The organism is Stutzerimonas sp. R40042 (assembly GCF_026642215.1).
Lineage (GTDB): Bacteria > Pseudomonadota > Gammaproteobacteria > Pseudomonadales > Pseudomonadaceae > Stutzerimonas > Stutzerimonas frequens.
The window spans coordinates 2,219,165-2,232,032 of record NZ_CP113258.1; the positions used below are offsets into that span (position 1 = coordinate 2,219,165).

The 12,868-nt window shown below is 61.1% G+C and carries 14 protein-coding genes; 7 read left to right on the forward strand and 7 right to left on the reverse strand.

Features of this window, described 5'->3' with window-relative positions:
* The first annotated feature begins 1 nt into the window (after position 1).
* From OUY36_RS10560 to OUY36_RS10570, 3 genes are all read left to right on the forward strand, one after another.
* A complete protein-coding gene (locus OUY36_RS10560) occupies positions 2 to 607 on the forward strand; it encodes an arylesterase (protein ID WP_063543106.1) in 606 nt (201 codons plus the stop codon).
* Between the two features lie 43 nt (positions 608 to 650).
* Positions 651 to 932, forward strand: a complete 282-nt coding sequence (locus OUY36_RS10565) for a hypothetical protein (RefSeq protein ID WP_063543104.1) — start codon at positions 651 to 653, stop codon at positions 930 to 932.
* Between the two features lie 71 nt (positions 933 to 1,003).
* The gene (locus OUY36_RS10570) at positions 1,004 to 1,975 is read left to right on the forward strand and encodes a L,D-transpeptidase family protein (RefSeq protein ID WP_102841168.1); all 972 of its coding nucleotides are present in this window, start codon (positions 1,004 to 1,006) and stop codon (positions 1,973 to 1,975) included.
* A 62-nt stretch (positions 1,976 to 2,037) separates the two neighbouring features.
* Here the strand turns inward: OUY36_RS10570 and OUY36_RS10575 are convergent, their stop codons facing one another.
* Positions 2,038 to 2,292, reverse strand: coding sequence for an Lpp/OprI family alanine-zipper lipoprotein (locus tag OUY36_RS10575; protein WP_003294452.1), 255 nt, complete (start codon positions 2,290 to 2,292; stop codon positions 2,038 to 2,040).
* 392 nt (positions 2,293 to 2,684) lie between these two features.
* Here OUY36_RS10575 and OUY36_RS10580 point away from each other — a divergent pair, with 392 nt between their 5' ends.
* Complete coding sequence (locus tag OUY36_RS10580; protein WP_063543100.1) at positions 2,685 to 2,966, forward strand: GNAT family N-acetyltransferase; 282 nt, start codon at positions 2,685 to 2,687, stop codon at positions 2,964 to 2,966.
* 39 nt (positions 2,967 to 3,005) lie between these two features.
* Here OUY36_RS10580 and OUY36_RS10585 read toward each other — a convergent pair whose 3' ends face one another.
* Positions 3,006 to 4,082 carry a 3-deoxy-7-phosphoheptulonate synthase gene (locus OUY36_RS10585; RefSeq protein ID WP_267937993.1) on the reverse strand — a complete coding sequence of 359 codons (1,077 nt, stop codon included), beginning with the start codon at positions 4,080 to 4,082 and terminating at the stop codon, positions 3,006 to 3,008.
* Between the two features lie 262 nt (positions 4,083 to 4,344).
* Here OUY36_RS10585 and OUY36_RS10590 point away from each other — a divergent pair, with 262 nt between their 5' ends.
* A complete protein-coding gene (locus OUY36_RS10590; protein WP_267937995.1) occupies positions 4,345 to 5,301 on the forward strand; it encodes a putative 2-dehydropantoate 2-reductase in 957 nt (318 codons plus the stop codon).
* 177 nt (positions 5,302 to 5,478) lie between these two features.
* Positions 5,479 to 6,453, forward strand: a complete 975-nt coding sequence (gene cysB, locus OUY36_RS10595) for an HTH-type transcriptional regulator CysB (RefSeq protein ID WP_063543094.1) — start codon at positions 5,479 to 5,481, stop codon at positions 6,451 to 6,453.
* A 66-nt stretch (positions 6,454 to 6,519) separates the two neighbouring features.
* Here cysB and OUY36_RS10600 read toward each other — a convergent pair whose 3' ends face one another.
* The gene (locus tag OUY36_RS10600) at positions 6,520 to 7,254 is read right to left on the reverse strand and encodes a phosphoadenylyl-sulfate reductase (RefSeq protein ID WP_267937997.1); all 735 of its coding nucleotides are present in this window, start codon (positions 7,252 to 7,254) and stop codon (positions 6,520 to 6,522) included.
* 191 nt (positions 7,255 to 7,445) lie between these two features.
* Here OUY36_RS10600 and thrH point away from each other — a divergent pair, with 191 nt between their 5' ends.
* Complete coding sequence (thrH, locus tag OUY36_RS10605; RefSeq protein WP_102841163.1) at positions 7,446 to 8,063, forward strand: bifunctional phosphoserine phosphatase/homoserine phosphotransferase ThrH; 618 nt, start codon at positions 7,446 to 7,448, stop codon at positions 8,061 to 8,063.
* Between the two features lie 169 nt (positions 8,064 to 8,232).
* On the opposite strand, the gene pabB is transcribed toward thrH, so the two are convergent.
* Genes pabB through rloA form a run of 4 tightly spaced genes read right to left on the reverse strand, consistent with a single transcriptional unit; the run spans position 8,233 to position 12,679 of the window.
* Complete coding sequence (gene pabB / locus OUY36_RS10610; protein ID WP_267938000.1) at positions 8,233 to 9,573, reverse strand: aminodeoxychorismate synthase component I; 1,341 nt, start codon at positions 9,571 to 9,573, stop codon at positions 8,233 to 8,235.
* A gap of 50 nt (positions 9,574 to 9,623) precedes the next feature.
* Positions 9,624 to 10,607 carry an alpha-L-glutamate ligase-like protein gene (locus tag OUY36_RS10615; RefSeq protein WP_063543086.1) on the reverse strand — a complete coding sequence of 328 codons (984 nt, stop codon included), beginning with the start codon at positions 10,605 to 10,607 and terminating at the stop codon, positions 9,624 to 9,626.
* Between the two features lie 3 nt (positions 10,608 to 10,610).
* Complete coding sequence (gene rloB, locus OUY36_RS10620) at positions 10,611 to 12,137, reverse strand: osmotic stress tolerance membrane protein RloB (RefSeq protein ID WP_063543084.1); 1,527 nt, start codon at positions 12,135 to 12,137, stop codon at positions 10,611 to 10,613.
* A 5-nt stretch (positions 12,138 to 12,142) separates the two neighbouring features.
* Positions 12,143 to 12,679 (reverse strand): retropepsin-like aspartic peptidase RloA, encoded by a 537-nt coding sequence (gene rloA / locus OUY36_RS10625; protein WP_063543082.1) that lies wholly within the window; start codon positions 12,677 to 12,679, stop codon positions 12,143 to 12,145.
* Positions 12,680 to 12,868 lie beyond the last annotated feature (189 nt).

The following is a 12,868-nucleotide window of genomic DNA, read 5'->3' on the forward strand; positions in this document are numbered from 1 at the left end:
GATGCGAAGATGGCTGAAATGCGGGGCCCTGGCGCTGCTGTGCTGGGCTCAGGGAGCCCTGGCCGGAACCGTACTGGTGGTCGGCGATAGTATCAGCGCCGCTTTCGGGCTGGAAACCAGCCAGGGCTGGGTGCATCTGCTGCAGGAACGCCTCGTCGAGGGCGATGAATCCTGGCGTGTGGTGAACGCCTCTATCAGCGGCGACACCACTGCTGGCGGGCTCGCCAGGCTCGATCCGCTGCTCGAGGCGCACACCCCTGCGGTGGTCATTCTGGAGCTGGGCGGCAATGACGGATTGCGTGGGCAGTCGCCTGTGCAATTGAAACAGAATCTTGCCGAGATGATCGATCGCAGCCGCGAAGCGGGTGCCGAGGTTCTGTTGCTCGGGATGCGCATGCCGCCGAATCTGGGGCAGCGCTACACCCGCGCATTTGCCGATGCATTCGACTCGCTTGCAGCGGAGAAAAGCGTTGCTTACGTGCCGTTCTTGCTGGATGGCGTCGGCGGCGTCAGCGGCATGATGCAGGCCGATGGCATTCACCCGACGGCCGAGGCGCAGAGTCAGCTGCTGGAGACGGTCTGGCCGGCACTCGAACCCTTGCTTTGATGCGTGGGCGCAGCTACTGTCGCGCCCTCGATTGGAGCCTCAGATGTCGCGCTCAGCCAGGACCCTTTACGCTTATCGACTCATCGTGCCGGACGAGCAGTACGACATGTTCGCCTGCCGCGAGAATCGACTGCACCTGGCGTTGCGGCAGCTGGAACTGAACGGCAATGCCGACCGCACCCTGTGTGGCGGTTTGCTGCCGGCTCAGCCGCGCTGGAGGGAGCTCGAGCGGGCTACGCTGAAGGATCGGCAGCTGTGTCCCAACTGTCGCCAGTTGCTGGAGGCGCGACGCAAAGGCCTTCCGTCCGCCACGGCTGCCTGGTAGGTCACTGTTTCCGCGGCTTCAAGTACAATCGTCGTCATTTTCCTAAGCCACATTTTCCAAGGATTCTCCGAATGCTCTCGCGCGCGTCCGCTGTCGCCTCCTGTCTGTCATTCGCTGTGCTGTTATCGGCAGGCACGTGCGCCGCTCTTGAGCTGCCATTGCCGCCCGAGGGTGACGATGTCGTCGGTCAGATCCAGGTCATCAAGGCGAAGTACGAAGATACCTTCGCTGCCATCGGTGAAGCCCACGATCTTGGCTATCTGGAGTTGGTCGCGGCCAACCCGGGGGTCGATCCGTGGTTGCCGGGAGAGGGGACGGACATCATTCTCCCGACCCGCTTCATCCTGCCACCGGGACCTCGCCAGGGTATCGTGATAAACATCGCCGAGTACCGCCTGTACTACTACCCGGAAGGCCAGAACGTGGTGCACACGTTCCCGCTGGGTATCGGCCGTGAAGGATGGGGGTCGCCTGTTGGCAATACGCGCATTTCGGCAATGACCAGCAATCCGGCCTGGTATCCGCCGCAGTCGATTCGTGAGGAGCACGCCGCCGATGGCGATCCGCTGCCTACCGTCGTGCCGCCAGGTCCGGACAACCCCCTCGGCCCTTACAAGATGAGCCTGGCCCTGCCGGGCTACCTCATCCACGGCTCGAACAAGAAGTTCGGCATTGGCATGCGCGTCAGCCATGGGTGCTTCCGCATGCTCAATCACAACGTGCTTGAGCTGGCAAAGATGGTCAAGGTCGGCACGCCGGTACGGATTATCGACGAGCCTTACAAGTTCGGTGTCAGCGATGGCAAGGTCTATCTTGAAGCGCATGCCCCGCTGGAAGAGAACGAGGAAAAGTCGCTGACCCTGATGGATAAGCACGCCATCGTCATCAATACCTTGCTCAAGCGTGACGAAGCGGCCGGCAATCTGCACCTGGACTGGGAGATGGTGCGTGAAATCATCGCAGGCGAAGACGGTCTGCCTATCCAGATCGCCGAGCAGCGCAACGAGGTCGAGGTGGCCGCTCAGAACGATCAGCTGTTCTGAGGCTCTATCTGGAGGCAAAAAAAAGCCGACCTGCAAAGGTCGGCTTTTTCATTTCGTGAAGCTTACTTGCGGCTGGCGCGTTCCAGCATACGCAGAGCACGCTCGTTGGCTTCGTCAGCAGTCTGCTGAGCCTTCTGAGCGGCGGCCAGAGCTTCGTCGGCCTTGCTGTACGCTTCGTCAGCGCGAGCCTGGGCGCGGGCAGCGGCGTCTTCGGTCGCGGTCAGGCGAGCTTCGCTTTCTTTGGTCATGCTGTTGCTGCAACCGGTAGCCAGAACTGCGGCCAGAGCCAGAGCAGAGAATTTCAGAACGTTGTTCATCTTGTTCCCCTTAAGGTGGAAATCCATAAAGCAACTTCCGTTATGGAAAGTTTGCGCGCACATACTACCTATAACTTAGCTTAAGTAAACTGAGCCGACAGCGGCGCCGAGGGTTTTTTTTCAATCGGCCGCTGCTTTGATGCTTGGCGAGGCAAGTTGGATAAAAAACAGCCAGCGCCTGGCTCGTTCACTTGGAGCTTCTAGTTGCATGATCCGCTCGTTGAAAGAAAGTTCCGCTATTACACCGAACAAATAATGATCAATCGGAGGCTGGCCGAATTGAACGGAAACAGGTAGAAAAGACAGCCTATGCAAGTTGTAGGCGGATGCAGTGACGTGCGCCCCAGCTAATCGGAGAACAAGAAGACAGGGCAACCTGCTGAGGAGACGAGATGAGCGATACGGTGCGCGTTCGCCACGACCAGGCTGGCCATCGCTTCGAGGCTGAGATCGATGGTGACTGTGCTTACCTGGCATATGTCGATCTAGGCAAGCAGACATTAGACATGTATCGCACCTACGTGCCCGACGCCCTGCGCGGCAAGGGCATCGCGGCGATTCTGGTGCAGCATGCGCTCGAGTATGCCGAGCGCGAGGGCTATCAGGTGATCCCGTCGTGCTCTTATGTCGAACGTTATATCGAGCGCCATCGCCCGAACGTGGGTGGTCGCTGAGTTGAATGAAAAAACGCCGGAGACCGGCGTTTTTTCGTTTCAGTTGCGCTGCCGTTTGGGTAGCACGTCCTTGAGCTTGTTGTGCATGCTCATGACTGCCTTCTCGGTTGTATCCCAGTCGATGCAGGCGTCGGTAATGGAGACGCCGTACTTGAGGTCGCACAAATCCTTCGGGATCGCCTGATTGCCCCAGTTCAAGTGGCTTTCGACCATCAGGCCAACAATCGAGCTGTTGCCTTCCAGAATCTGGTTGGCGACGTTCTCCATGACCAGCGGCTGCAGCGCGGGATCCTTGTTGGAGTTCGCATGGCTGCAGTCGATCATGATGTTCGGCCGAATGCCGGCCTTGTTCAGCTCCTGTTCGCACAGCGCAACACTGACCGAGTCGTAGTTGGGCTTGCCATTGCCGCCGCGCAGCACCACGTGGCCGTAGTTGTTGCCCTTGGTGGTGACGATGGAGACACCGCCGGACTGGTTGATGCCAAGGAAACGATGGGGGCTGGAAACCGACTGCAGCGCGTTGATGGCGACAGTCAGGCTGCCGTCGGTGCCGTTCTTGAAGCCGACCGCAGAGGACAGCCCGGACGCCATCTCGCGGTGCGTCTGTGATTCGGTGGTGCGTGCGCCGATGGCCGACCAGCTGATCAGGTCCTGCAGGTACTGTGGAGAGATCGGGTCGAGCGCCTCGGTGGCGGTGGGCAGGCCCATTTCCGCCAGATCGAGCAGCAGCTTGCGACCGATGTGCAGGCCATCCTGGATCTTGAATGAATCATCCATGTAGGGATCGTTGATCAGGCCTTTCCAGCCGACCGTGGTGCGAGGCTTCTCGAAATACACGCGCATGACGAGGAAAAGGCTGTCGGAGACCTTTTCCGCCAGTACCTTTAGGCGCTCGGCGTACTCATGGGCGGCTTTCAGGTCATGGATGGAGCAGGGGCCGATCACCAGGAACAGGCGGTGATCCTTGCCGTCGAGAATGTCGCGTACGACCTGACGCCCGTGGGAGACGGTCTGCAATGCCGAGGCGGTCAGCGGGATTTCACGCTTCAATTGCTCCGGCGTGATCAGGGTCACGTTGGACGCAACGTTGAGGTCGTCGATTGGTAAATCAGCCATTTGTCACTCGTCAGGAATCACGGAGCCGTCCGCCAGCGATCCCGGTGCGGCGGAACAGAGCTTGAGGGCGCAGCGGGGAAACGGAACCTTAGCGCTAAAGGGCTGAATCGACAACGAGATTGATAGCGTATTGAGGCGATCCGCCTGTCGAACTTCGCAACGCCGAGCGGGACGCTGTGATGCGCATCGCCGGGCTGCTATCGTTCGGTTTTTCAACCGGTTGGCGCGATGGACGCGGCCAGCCGCCTGATCTGGAGTGCTTATGTCTGCAGCCAATCCACGTATAGGCATCATCGGCACCGGCGCCATCGGAGGTTTCTACGGCCTGATGCTGGCGCGCGCGGGCTTCGATGTGCATTTCCTGCTGCGCAGCGAATACGATGCCGTGCTTGCCCGGGGTCTGCAGGTCAATAGTGCGGTGCACGGGCCGCTGCTGCTGGAGCAGCCGCAGATCTACCGCGATGCCGCCCTGATGCCGCAATGCGACTGGCTGCTGGTCGGGGCGAAGAGCACCAGTAATCAGGAACTGGCGCCAGTCATCGCCCAGGTCGCTGCGCCTGGCTGCAAAGTCGTGGTGCTGCAGAACGGGCTGGGCGTGGAGGATGTGCTCAGGCCGTTCCTGCCAGAGAACGTGCACCTGCTGGGTGGGCTTTGCGCGATCTGTGCACATCGCTCTGCACCGGGCGTCGTCGAACACCAGGCGCTGGGTGGGGTGAACCTTGGCTACCATTCGGGGCCTGCCACCCTGGATCCGCAGGCGCAACAGGCACTATTGGGCGAAATGGCCGAGATGCTGCGGCAGGCCGGAGTAGATTCCTCGCCGATGCCCAGCCTGGCGCAAGCGCGCTGGATGAAGCTGGTGTGGAACGTCCCGTTCAACGGCCTCTCGGCTCTGCTTGACGCTGGTACCGAGTCGCTGTTGGCCAGTGACGATACGCGGGCGCAGATCAAGACCATCATGCAGGAGGTCTGCACTGCGGCGCAGGCGCTGGGTTGTTCGTTGCCGGAAGATTTCCCCGAGAAGCTGCTGATGGGGACCGCGCGGATGCCCGACTATCTGCCCAGCATGTACCACGACCGTTTCCAGAATCGGCCGATGGAGCTCGAGGCGATCTATGCAGCGCCACTTGCCGCGGCGGCGCAGCAGGGTGTCTCCATGCCCTGCACCGAAATGCTCTATCGCCTGTTGCGTTTTCTGGAGCTGCGTAACGGCGCCTGACGCAAACGCCGGGTCCGGTTTTCACCGCGCTGCTAAGCTCAACGGCAGTCGCGGCGAGTCAGACCAAAGGTCGCACAGCAAAAGCCGGACGGAACATCTATCATCCGTTGGCGCACCGTTCATAAGGTTATAAGTGTTGCGGCAGGCGCAGTGGTGCCTTTGCCTTGAGGGATTTCTATGAAGCTTCAACAACTGCGTTACATCTGGGAAGTGGCGCACCATGACCTCAACGTTTCGGCAACCGCCCAGAGCCTGTTCACCTCGCAACCGGGTATCAGCAAACAGATTCGCCTGCTGGAGGACGAACTCGGCGTCGAGGTCTTCGCCCGCAGCGGCAAGCATCTGACGCGGGTGACACCGGCGGGGGAGCGGATCATCACCACGGCCGGCGAAATCTTGCGCAAGTGCGAAAGCATCAAGCAGATCGCCCAGGAGTTCTCCAACGAAAAGAAGGGCACCCTGAGCATCGCCACTACCCACACCCAGGCACGTTATGCGCTGCCCCAGGTGATCAGCAGCTTCATCAAGCAGTACCCGGACGTTTCGCTGCACATGCATCAGGGCACGCCGATGCAGATCGCCGAAATGGCCGCCGATGGCACGGTTGATTTCGCCATCGCCACCGAGGGGCTGGAGCTGTTCGGCGACTTGGTGATGATGCCCTGCTATCGCTGGAACCGCTGCGTGATCGTGCCTCGCGGTCATCCGCTGGCGAAGCTGGACAAGCTCACTCTGGAAGCGCTGGCCGAGCACCCGATCGTGACCTACGTGTTCGGTTTCACCGGGCGCTCCAAGCTCGACGAAGCCTTCGGCCATCGCGGTCTCGTGCCGAAGGTGGTCTTCACTGCGGCCGACGCGGACGTGATCAAGACCTACGTCCGGCTCGGGCTGGGAGTGGGGATCGTGGCGCGCATGGCGGTGGACCCGAACCTGGATTCGGATCTGGTGGTGCTCGATGCCAGTGAGCTGTTCGAGTCCAGTGTGACCAAGATCGGGTTCCGCCGCGGCACTTTCCTGCGTGGCTTCATGTGCGACTTCATCCAGCAGTTCGCCCCACATCTGAATCGGGACATGCTGGAGAAGGCCATCCAGTGCCGCAACAAGGCGGAACTGGACGAGTTGTTCGACGGAATGCAGCTGCCGACATACTAATCGGCTGAAACGGGTTGAGAGTTTGTCGTCCAACCCATCAGAGGTTTTTACCGCCGCGGTGTGCGGTCAGCTTTTGGCGATCAGATTGCCGGCGTGCAGCCCGCATTCCTTATGCGTCGCTTCCTCCCACCACCAGCGTCCTTCGCGCTCGTGCTGGTTCGGCAGAACCGGACGGGTGCAGGGCTCGCAGCCAATGCTGATGAAACCCCGCTCGTGCAGGTTGTTGTAGGGGATTTCCAGCATGCGGATGTAACCCCAGACTTCCTCGCTGGTCATCTGCGCCAGCGGATTGAACTTGTACAGAGTGTGGTCCGGCGTCGAGAACGCGCTATCCAGCTCCAGCACCGCAACCTGGCTGCGCGTGCCCGGGCTCTGGTCGCGCCGCTGGCCGGTGGCCCAGGCGCGGACGGTCGACAGCTTGCGGCGCAGCGGCTCGATCTTGCGGATACCGCAGCATTCGCCATGACCATCGCGGTAGAAACTGAACAGGCCCTTTTCGTTGACCAGCGGCTGCAGCAACGCCGGGTCCGGTGTCATGATCTCGATGGCGATGCCGTAGTGATCACGGACCTGCTCGATGAAGCGGTAGGTCTCGCTGTGCAGGCGCCCGGTATCGAGGGTGAATACCTTGACGCTCTTGTTCAGCTTCCAGGCCATGTCCAGCAGCACCACGTCTTCGGCACCACTGAAGGAGATCCACAGGTCATCGCCGAACAGATCGAAGGCGAGCTTAAGAACGTCTTGTGGCGATTTATCGGCGTAGGCGGCGGCCAACGCTGCGACGTCGATGGATGGGCTCATCAGGCGGCTTCCTTATAGATGACAATGGCGCTTTGGCGCTCTGAGGCCGGGGATGGTAGCAAACGCCGTTTATGCCGCTAAATAACGTTTAGGTACGCCTTTCAACCTTTTCAGGTATAAGCCCTGCGTTGCTTCGGCTGCGAGCTGCCGTTAGAGTGCCGCCTTCAATTTTCTGCATTGAGGAGTGGCCCGTGGAAATAGCCTGTCTCGACCTGGAAGGTGTGCTGGTTCCGGAAATCTGGATCGCCTTTGCCGAGGCCACCGGAATCGAATCGCTCCGGGCGACCACACGGGACATCCCCGACTATGACGTGCTGATGAAGCAGCGCCTGCGTATTCTCGACGAGCATGGCCTGAAGCTCGCCGATATCCAGGAGGTCATTGCCACCCTCAAGCCGCTGGACGGGGCTCGGGAATTCGTCGACTGGCTGCGCGAGCGCTTCCAGGTGGTGATCCTTTCCGACACCTTCTACGAGTTCTCCCAACCGCTGATGCGCCAGCTGGGCTTCCCGACGCTGCTCTGCCATCGCCTGATCACCGACGAGACCGATCGCGTGGTGGATTATCAGCTGCGCCAGAAGGATCCCAAGCGTCAGTCGGTCATCGCACTGAAGAGCCTGTACTACCGAGTCATCGCCGCAGGCGACTCGTACAACGACACGACCATGCTCAGTGAGGCGCACGCCGGCATCCTGTTCCACGCGCCGGATAACGTCATCGCCGAATTCCCGCAGTTCCCGGCGGTGCACACCTTCGATGCGCTCAAGCAGGAATTTCTCAAAGCGTCGAACCGCAAGCTCGCCCTCTGACGCAGCCACGAGCTGCAGGGCATAAGCGGCAAGAAAAGGGTCTGGATGCGCTGTGTAGGGTGGGCTTTAGCCCACCAGCTACAGGCCCTGCCGCACTTTGGCAGTATCATGGAGGGGCAGGTTCAGAGAGTTGATGGTTACCCGTCCCTGAAACTGATCCGCTCGCAGCTTATAGCCCTTCCAGCGTTCTCATCAGAACGCTCACCTTGTCGATCGACTCCTGGTACTCCGACTGCCAGTCCGAGTCGGCGACGATGCCACCACCGCCCCAGCAACTGACCTGTTCATCACGGACGAGCAGGGTGCGGATGGCGATGGAGCTGTCCATCTCTCCTCTGACATCGATGTAGAGCAACGACCCGCAATAGATCGAGCGGCGGGTAGGTTCCAGTTCGTCGATGATCTGCATGGCGCGGATCTTCGGCGCCCCGGTGATGGAGCCGCCGGGGAAGCTGCCGGCGAGGAGGTCGAAGGCATCGTGGTCAGCGGCCAGTTCGCCGGTGACGCAGCTCACCAGATGATGAACATTGGGGTAGCTTTCCAGCGCAAACAGCTGCGGCACGCGCACGCTGCCGATGCGACAGCTGCGGCCGAGATCGTTACGCAGCAGGTCGACGATCATCAGGTTCTCGGCGCGGTCCTTGTCGCTGGCCAGTAGCGCCTGCGCCTGTGAGGCATCGCTCTGCTCGTCGTGGCCGCGGGGCCGCGTGCCCTTGATCGGTCGCGTCTCCACAAGGCCACGCTCTAGGCGCAAAAAACGCTCCGGCGACAGGCTGACGATGGCGCCGTCGTCGAGGGCAACGAAACCGGCGAACGGCGTCGGGCACACCTTGCGCAGCGCCTTGTAGGCACTCCAGGCATCACCCGAACAGGTGGCGCGAAAACGCTGGGTGTAGTTCACCTGGTAGCAGTCACCTGCCTGGATATACGCCTGGATGCGCTCGATGCCGCGGCGATAGACGTCCCGGGAGATGTCTGCAGTGAATCGGCCGTGCAGCCTGAACGGCGCGGCGGCGGCGGACGTGGTCGCTTCGAACAGACGGATCAGGCGCTCGCGGTCGACCGGGGCGCAGGCAGGATGAAACAGCAGCTGACTGGTCTGACGCTGGTGATCAGTGATCAGCGCCCATTCATAGAGCCCCAGACGCGCCAGCGGCAGGCTGTTGTCGTCGCGAGCGTGCTGTGGAAGCGTTTCCAGGCGCGCGCCGAAGTCATAGCTCAGCAGGCCTATCAGCCCGCCCGTGAATGGCAGTTCGCAGTTGTCGGGCAGCTCTGCAGGCCCCAGGTCGTGCAATGCCTGGCGCAAACGCTGGAAGAAATCGCGTCCCGATTCGTTTCGGGCTGGCTCGAAGAGTGCCGACGGCCAGGCGCTGAGGATGTCGAAGCGCCCGCGCACGGCTGTCGGTCGGCCAGAATCCAGCAGGACGGCACCGTAAGCATGGCGGATGCGTTCGAACCATGGGGCGGGGTCGGCCCGATAGGGCAGGGCGTGCAGCGTGCAGGTCGGCATGGTCGAATCGATATGGGCCGGCCCGCGAGATGCACGGGCCGGCCGATGGGTCAGTCGTGCGGCGGAACGTGGCCGAAGAGCTCCTGGGAGAACTTCACCCGCTCCTCGGCGGTTTCCTGAATGCCTTTCGCCTTGAGCTCTTCCAGGCGATTTTCTACCGCGTGGGCGCGGTGGGTCAGGCCGCAGTCGTTGGCGATCTGGATGTTCAGCCCCGGACGCGCGTTCAGCTCGAGGATCAGCGGACCCTTGTCCTGGTCGAGCACCATGTCGACACCGATGTAGCCCAGGCCGCAGAGCTCGTAGCAGCCGGCGGCCAGCTTCATGAAGCCATCCCAGTTGGGCAGCTGCACGCCATCCACGGCATTGGTGGTGTCCGGGTGCTTGGTGATCTTGTTGTTCAGCCAGGTGCCACGCAGGGTGATGCCGGTAGCGAGGTCGACGCCGACGCCGATCGCGCCCTGGTGGAGGTTGGCCTTGCCACCGGATTGACGAGTCGGCAGGCGCAGCATGGCCATGACCGGGTAGCCCATCAGCACGATGATGCGGATGTCCGGCACGCCCTCGTAGCTGATGCTCTTGAAGATCGGGTCCGGTGTGACGCGGTATTCGATCAGTGCGCGGTCACGATGACCGCCCAACGAATAGAGTCCGGTGAGAATGTTGGAGATCTGATGCTCGATCTCCTCATGGGTCATGATCTTGCCCGAGACGGTCTTGTAGCGGCCCTCGAAGCGGTCGGCGATCACCAGGATGCCGTCGCCGCCAGCACCCTGGGCCGGCTTGACGACGAAGTCCGTGTGGTCCTTGACGATGTCCTTGAGCTTGTCGATGTCCTTTTCGGTCTCGATGATGCCGTACATCTCCGGCACATGGATGCCGGCCTCGATGGCGCGCTGCTTGGTGATGATCTTGTCATCGACGATCGGGTACAGGCTGCGCTTGTTGTACTTGAGCACGTAATCCGCATTGCGGCGGTTGATGCCCATGATGCCCTTGGCTTCCAGGGCCTTCCACGTCTTGATCAGACCGAACATGGCTCAATCCTTCAGAAAGGCTTTGAAGCGGAACAGCTCGGTCAGGCGGTAGCCGCGGTAGCGACCCATCGCCAGCATGAAGCCCACCATGATCAACAGCACCGCCGGGAAGGTGAAGATGAAGTAGGTCAGCGCCTGGATGTTCATCAACATGAATGCCAGGCTCGCGGCGATCAGCGTGCCAACCGCGACCTTGAAGGCGTGGCCGCCGCCGCGCTCTTCCCAGGTGATGGACAGGCGTTCGATGGTCATGGTCAGGATCACCATCGGGAACAGCGATACCGATAGCCCGCGCTCGAGCCCGAGCTTGTGGCTCAGGAGACTGATTACCGCGATCAGCACCACGACGAAGGTCAGCACCACCGACAGGCGCGGCAGCATCTGCAGCTTGAGGTGCTCCAGATACGAACGCAGCGACAGGCCCAGTGCGGTGATCAGGGTGAAGAGGATGATGCCGAAGCCGATCTGAGTTTCGCGGAAGGCCAGGGCGATCAGCACCGGAGTGAAGGTGCCGAGGGTCTGCAGGCCGCCGAGATTGCGCAAGATCAGGATCACCAGTACGCCGATCGGGATCATGATCATGATCTGGTAGGTCTGCTGGGTTTGCAGCGGCAGGCCGTACAGCGAGTACTCGAGGAAGTCGGCGTCAGTGTTTTCGTCGGTCAGTTTGGCCAGGCGGATGGCATTCATCTCACTGTTGTTGAGAGTGAAGGTCACCTGCGGGTTGCGTCCGCCTTCGAGGTTGATCAGCGGCTCGTTGCCGGTCCACCAGACCAGGCGGTCTGCCGGCAGGCCCTGCTCGCCGGTCCCCGGATTGAAGTACAGCCACTTGTCACCGTTGAAGCTGCGCAGCCAGAGCTCGGGCGTCTGCGGCTGATCGGCGTTCAGCCGGACGGTATGGACGCGCTCCATCGGGACATGAGCGATCGACAGCAGCAACTCGATGACGCTGGCCTTGTTGGCGATCGAGGCATCGCCGCCGAGCAGCAGCTTGACGTTGTCATCGTTGGGATTGTTGACACGTTTGATGGCTTCGCTGATGAACGTCTCGACGTCCGCCGAGTGCTGGCGGATCGGTGAGAGCAGAGCTTCGGCAGCAATTTTTTCCGGACCCTCTACCGGGATGCTGTCGCGGAAGATCGGGCCGGTCGCCTTGGTCTGCTCGCCGCTGTAGCGCTTGGTGAGCACAAGGCGGTAGTAGAGCGTCTGGTTGCCGCTGGCACGGCGCGCGGACCAGGTGACGCGGCGGTTGCCGTCGGCCCGGTTGATGCTGACGCCGTAGTTGTTGGAGATGAAGCTTTCGTTGAGGCTGACGAACTCCTGATTCAGCGGCGGCACGAACATCTGCAGCTTCACCGGCTCGCGGGGGCTGGCCTGGAATTCGATCTTCGCGTCGATGTTCCACAGGTCGTCGGTTTCATCTTCGGTAACCGGGATGCCCAGTACGAAGATCTGGTAGGCGGTGATCGAAACTCCCAGTGCGACGAGCAGGAAGATCAGGACTTTCAGATGCAGAGTGAGAGCGCGCATGGGTATTACTCGTCAGCGTCAGATTCGTTGAGGCAACCGGGTTTGCCGGCAATAAAGGTGCGACTCGGGTCGACCAGGGCGCCGAAGCGGGTGAGCGCGTCGGAACCGATCAAAAGTGGGTATTGGAAAGCGGTACGGTCCGTGAGGTTCACTTCGATCGTGCGTTTGGCCTTGCCCATGCACAGATCGAGTTCGATAACGGGGCGCGCCGTATAGGTTTTCTCCTCTTCAGGATCGTAGTCGCCAGCCCGACGCTTGATCTTGCTGATTCGTGCCAGCGGCCGCTCGATCGGGTGCGCGTGGGCGTCGTCCAGAGCCAGGTAGAACCGTACCCAGGATTTGCCGTTGCGCTTGAATCGCTCGATATCCCGGGCGCTGAGCGAGGCAGTCTGGGCGCCGGTATCGAGTTTGGCTTCCACCTCGAGGCCGAAATCGGGCAGGCCGACGTATTCGTTGAGGCCATAGATGGTGTTGTCGGCAGCCTGGGTGGCTGTGGGCAGGATCGAGATGCAGAGCAGCAGAAATAGAACTTTTACTCTCATGGACCTGATATCTAAGGGAAGGGACGAAACGGAAATGACGTACGGCCTGGCGCGTCTGGTAGCGGTGGCGAGCGAGCGGGCTGGGCGCGAAAGGCTGGCATTCTAGCATGGCGCTTTCAACACAGGACAACGGCGAGCGAGGACTCGAAGCGACGCCTTCATGGTTACGACTTTAGTAAAGGTGTCGAC

Excerpts from the sequence above, each read along its gene's own strand:
- OUY36_RS10560 (WP_063543106.1), top strand. The coding sequence starts at position 2 with ATGCGAAGATGGCTGAAATGCGGGGCCCTGGCGCTGCTGTGCTGGGCT.
- OUY36_RS10565 (WP_063543104.1), top strand. The coding sequence starts at position 651 with ATGTCGCGCTCAGCCAGGACCCTTTACGCTTATCGACTCATCGTGCCG.
- OUY36_RS10570 (WP_102841168.1), top strand. The coding sequence starts at position 1,004 with ATGCTCTCGCGCGCGTCCGCTGTCGCCTCCTGTCTGTCATTCGCTGTG.
- OUY36_RS10575 (WP_003294452.1), bottom strand. The coding sequence starts at position 2,292 with ATGAACAACGTTCTGAAATTCTCTGCTCTGGCTCTGGCCGCAGTTCTG.
- OUY36_RS10580 (WP_063543100.1), top strand. The coding sequence starts at position 2,685 with ATGAGCGATACGGTGCGCGTTCGCCACGACCAGGCTGGCCATCGCTTC.
- OUY36_RS10585 (WP_267937993.1), bottom strand. The coding sequence starts at position 4,082 with ATGGCTGATTTACCAATCGACGACCTCAACGTTGCGTCCAACGTGACC.
- OUY36_RS10590 (WP_267937995.1), top strand. The coding sequence starts at position 4,345 with ATGTCTGCAGCCAATCCACGTATAGGCATCATCGGCACCGGCGCCATC.
- cysB (WP_063543094.1), top strand. The coding sequence starts at position 5,479 with ATGAAGCTTCAACAACTGCGTTACATCTGGGAAGTGGCGCACCATGAC.
- OUY36_RS10600 (WP_267937997.1), bottom strand. The coding sequence starts at position 7,254 with ATGAGCCCATCCATCGACGTCGCAGCGTTGGCCGCCGCCTACGCCGAT.
- pabB (WP_267938000.1), bottom strand. The coding sequence starts at position 9,573 with ATGCCGACCTGCACGCTGCACGCCCTGCCCTATCGGGCCGACCCCGCC.
- OUY36_RS10615 (WP_063543086.1), bottom strand. The coding sequence starts at position 10,607 with ATGTTCGGTCTGATCAAGACGTGGAAGGCCCTGGAAGCCAAGGGCATC.
- rloB (WP_063543084.1), bottom strand. The coding sequence starts at position 12,137 with ATGCGCGCTCTCACTCTGCATCTGAAAGTCCTGATCTTCCTGCTCGTC.
- rloA (WP_063543082.1), bottom strand. The coding sequence starts at position 12,679 with ATGAGAGTAAAAGTTCTATTTCTGCTGCTCTGCATCTCGATCCTGCCC.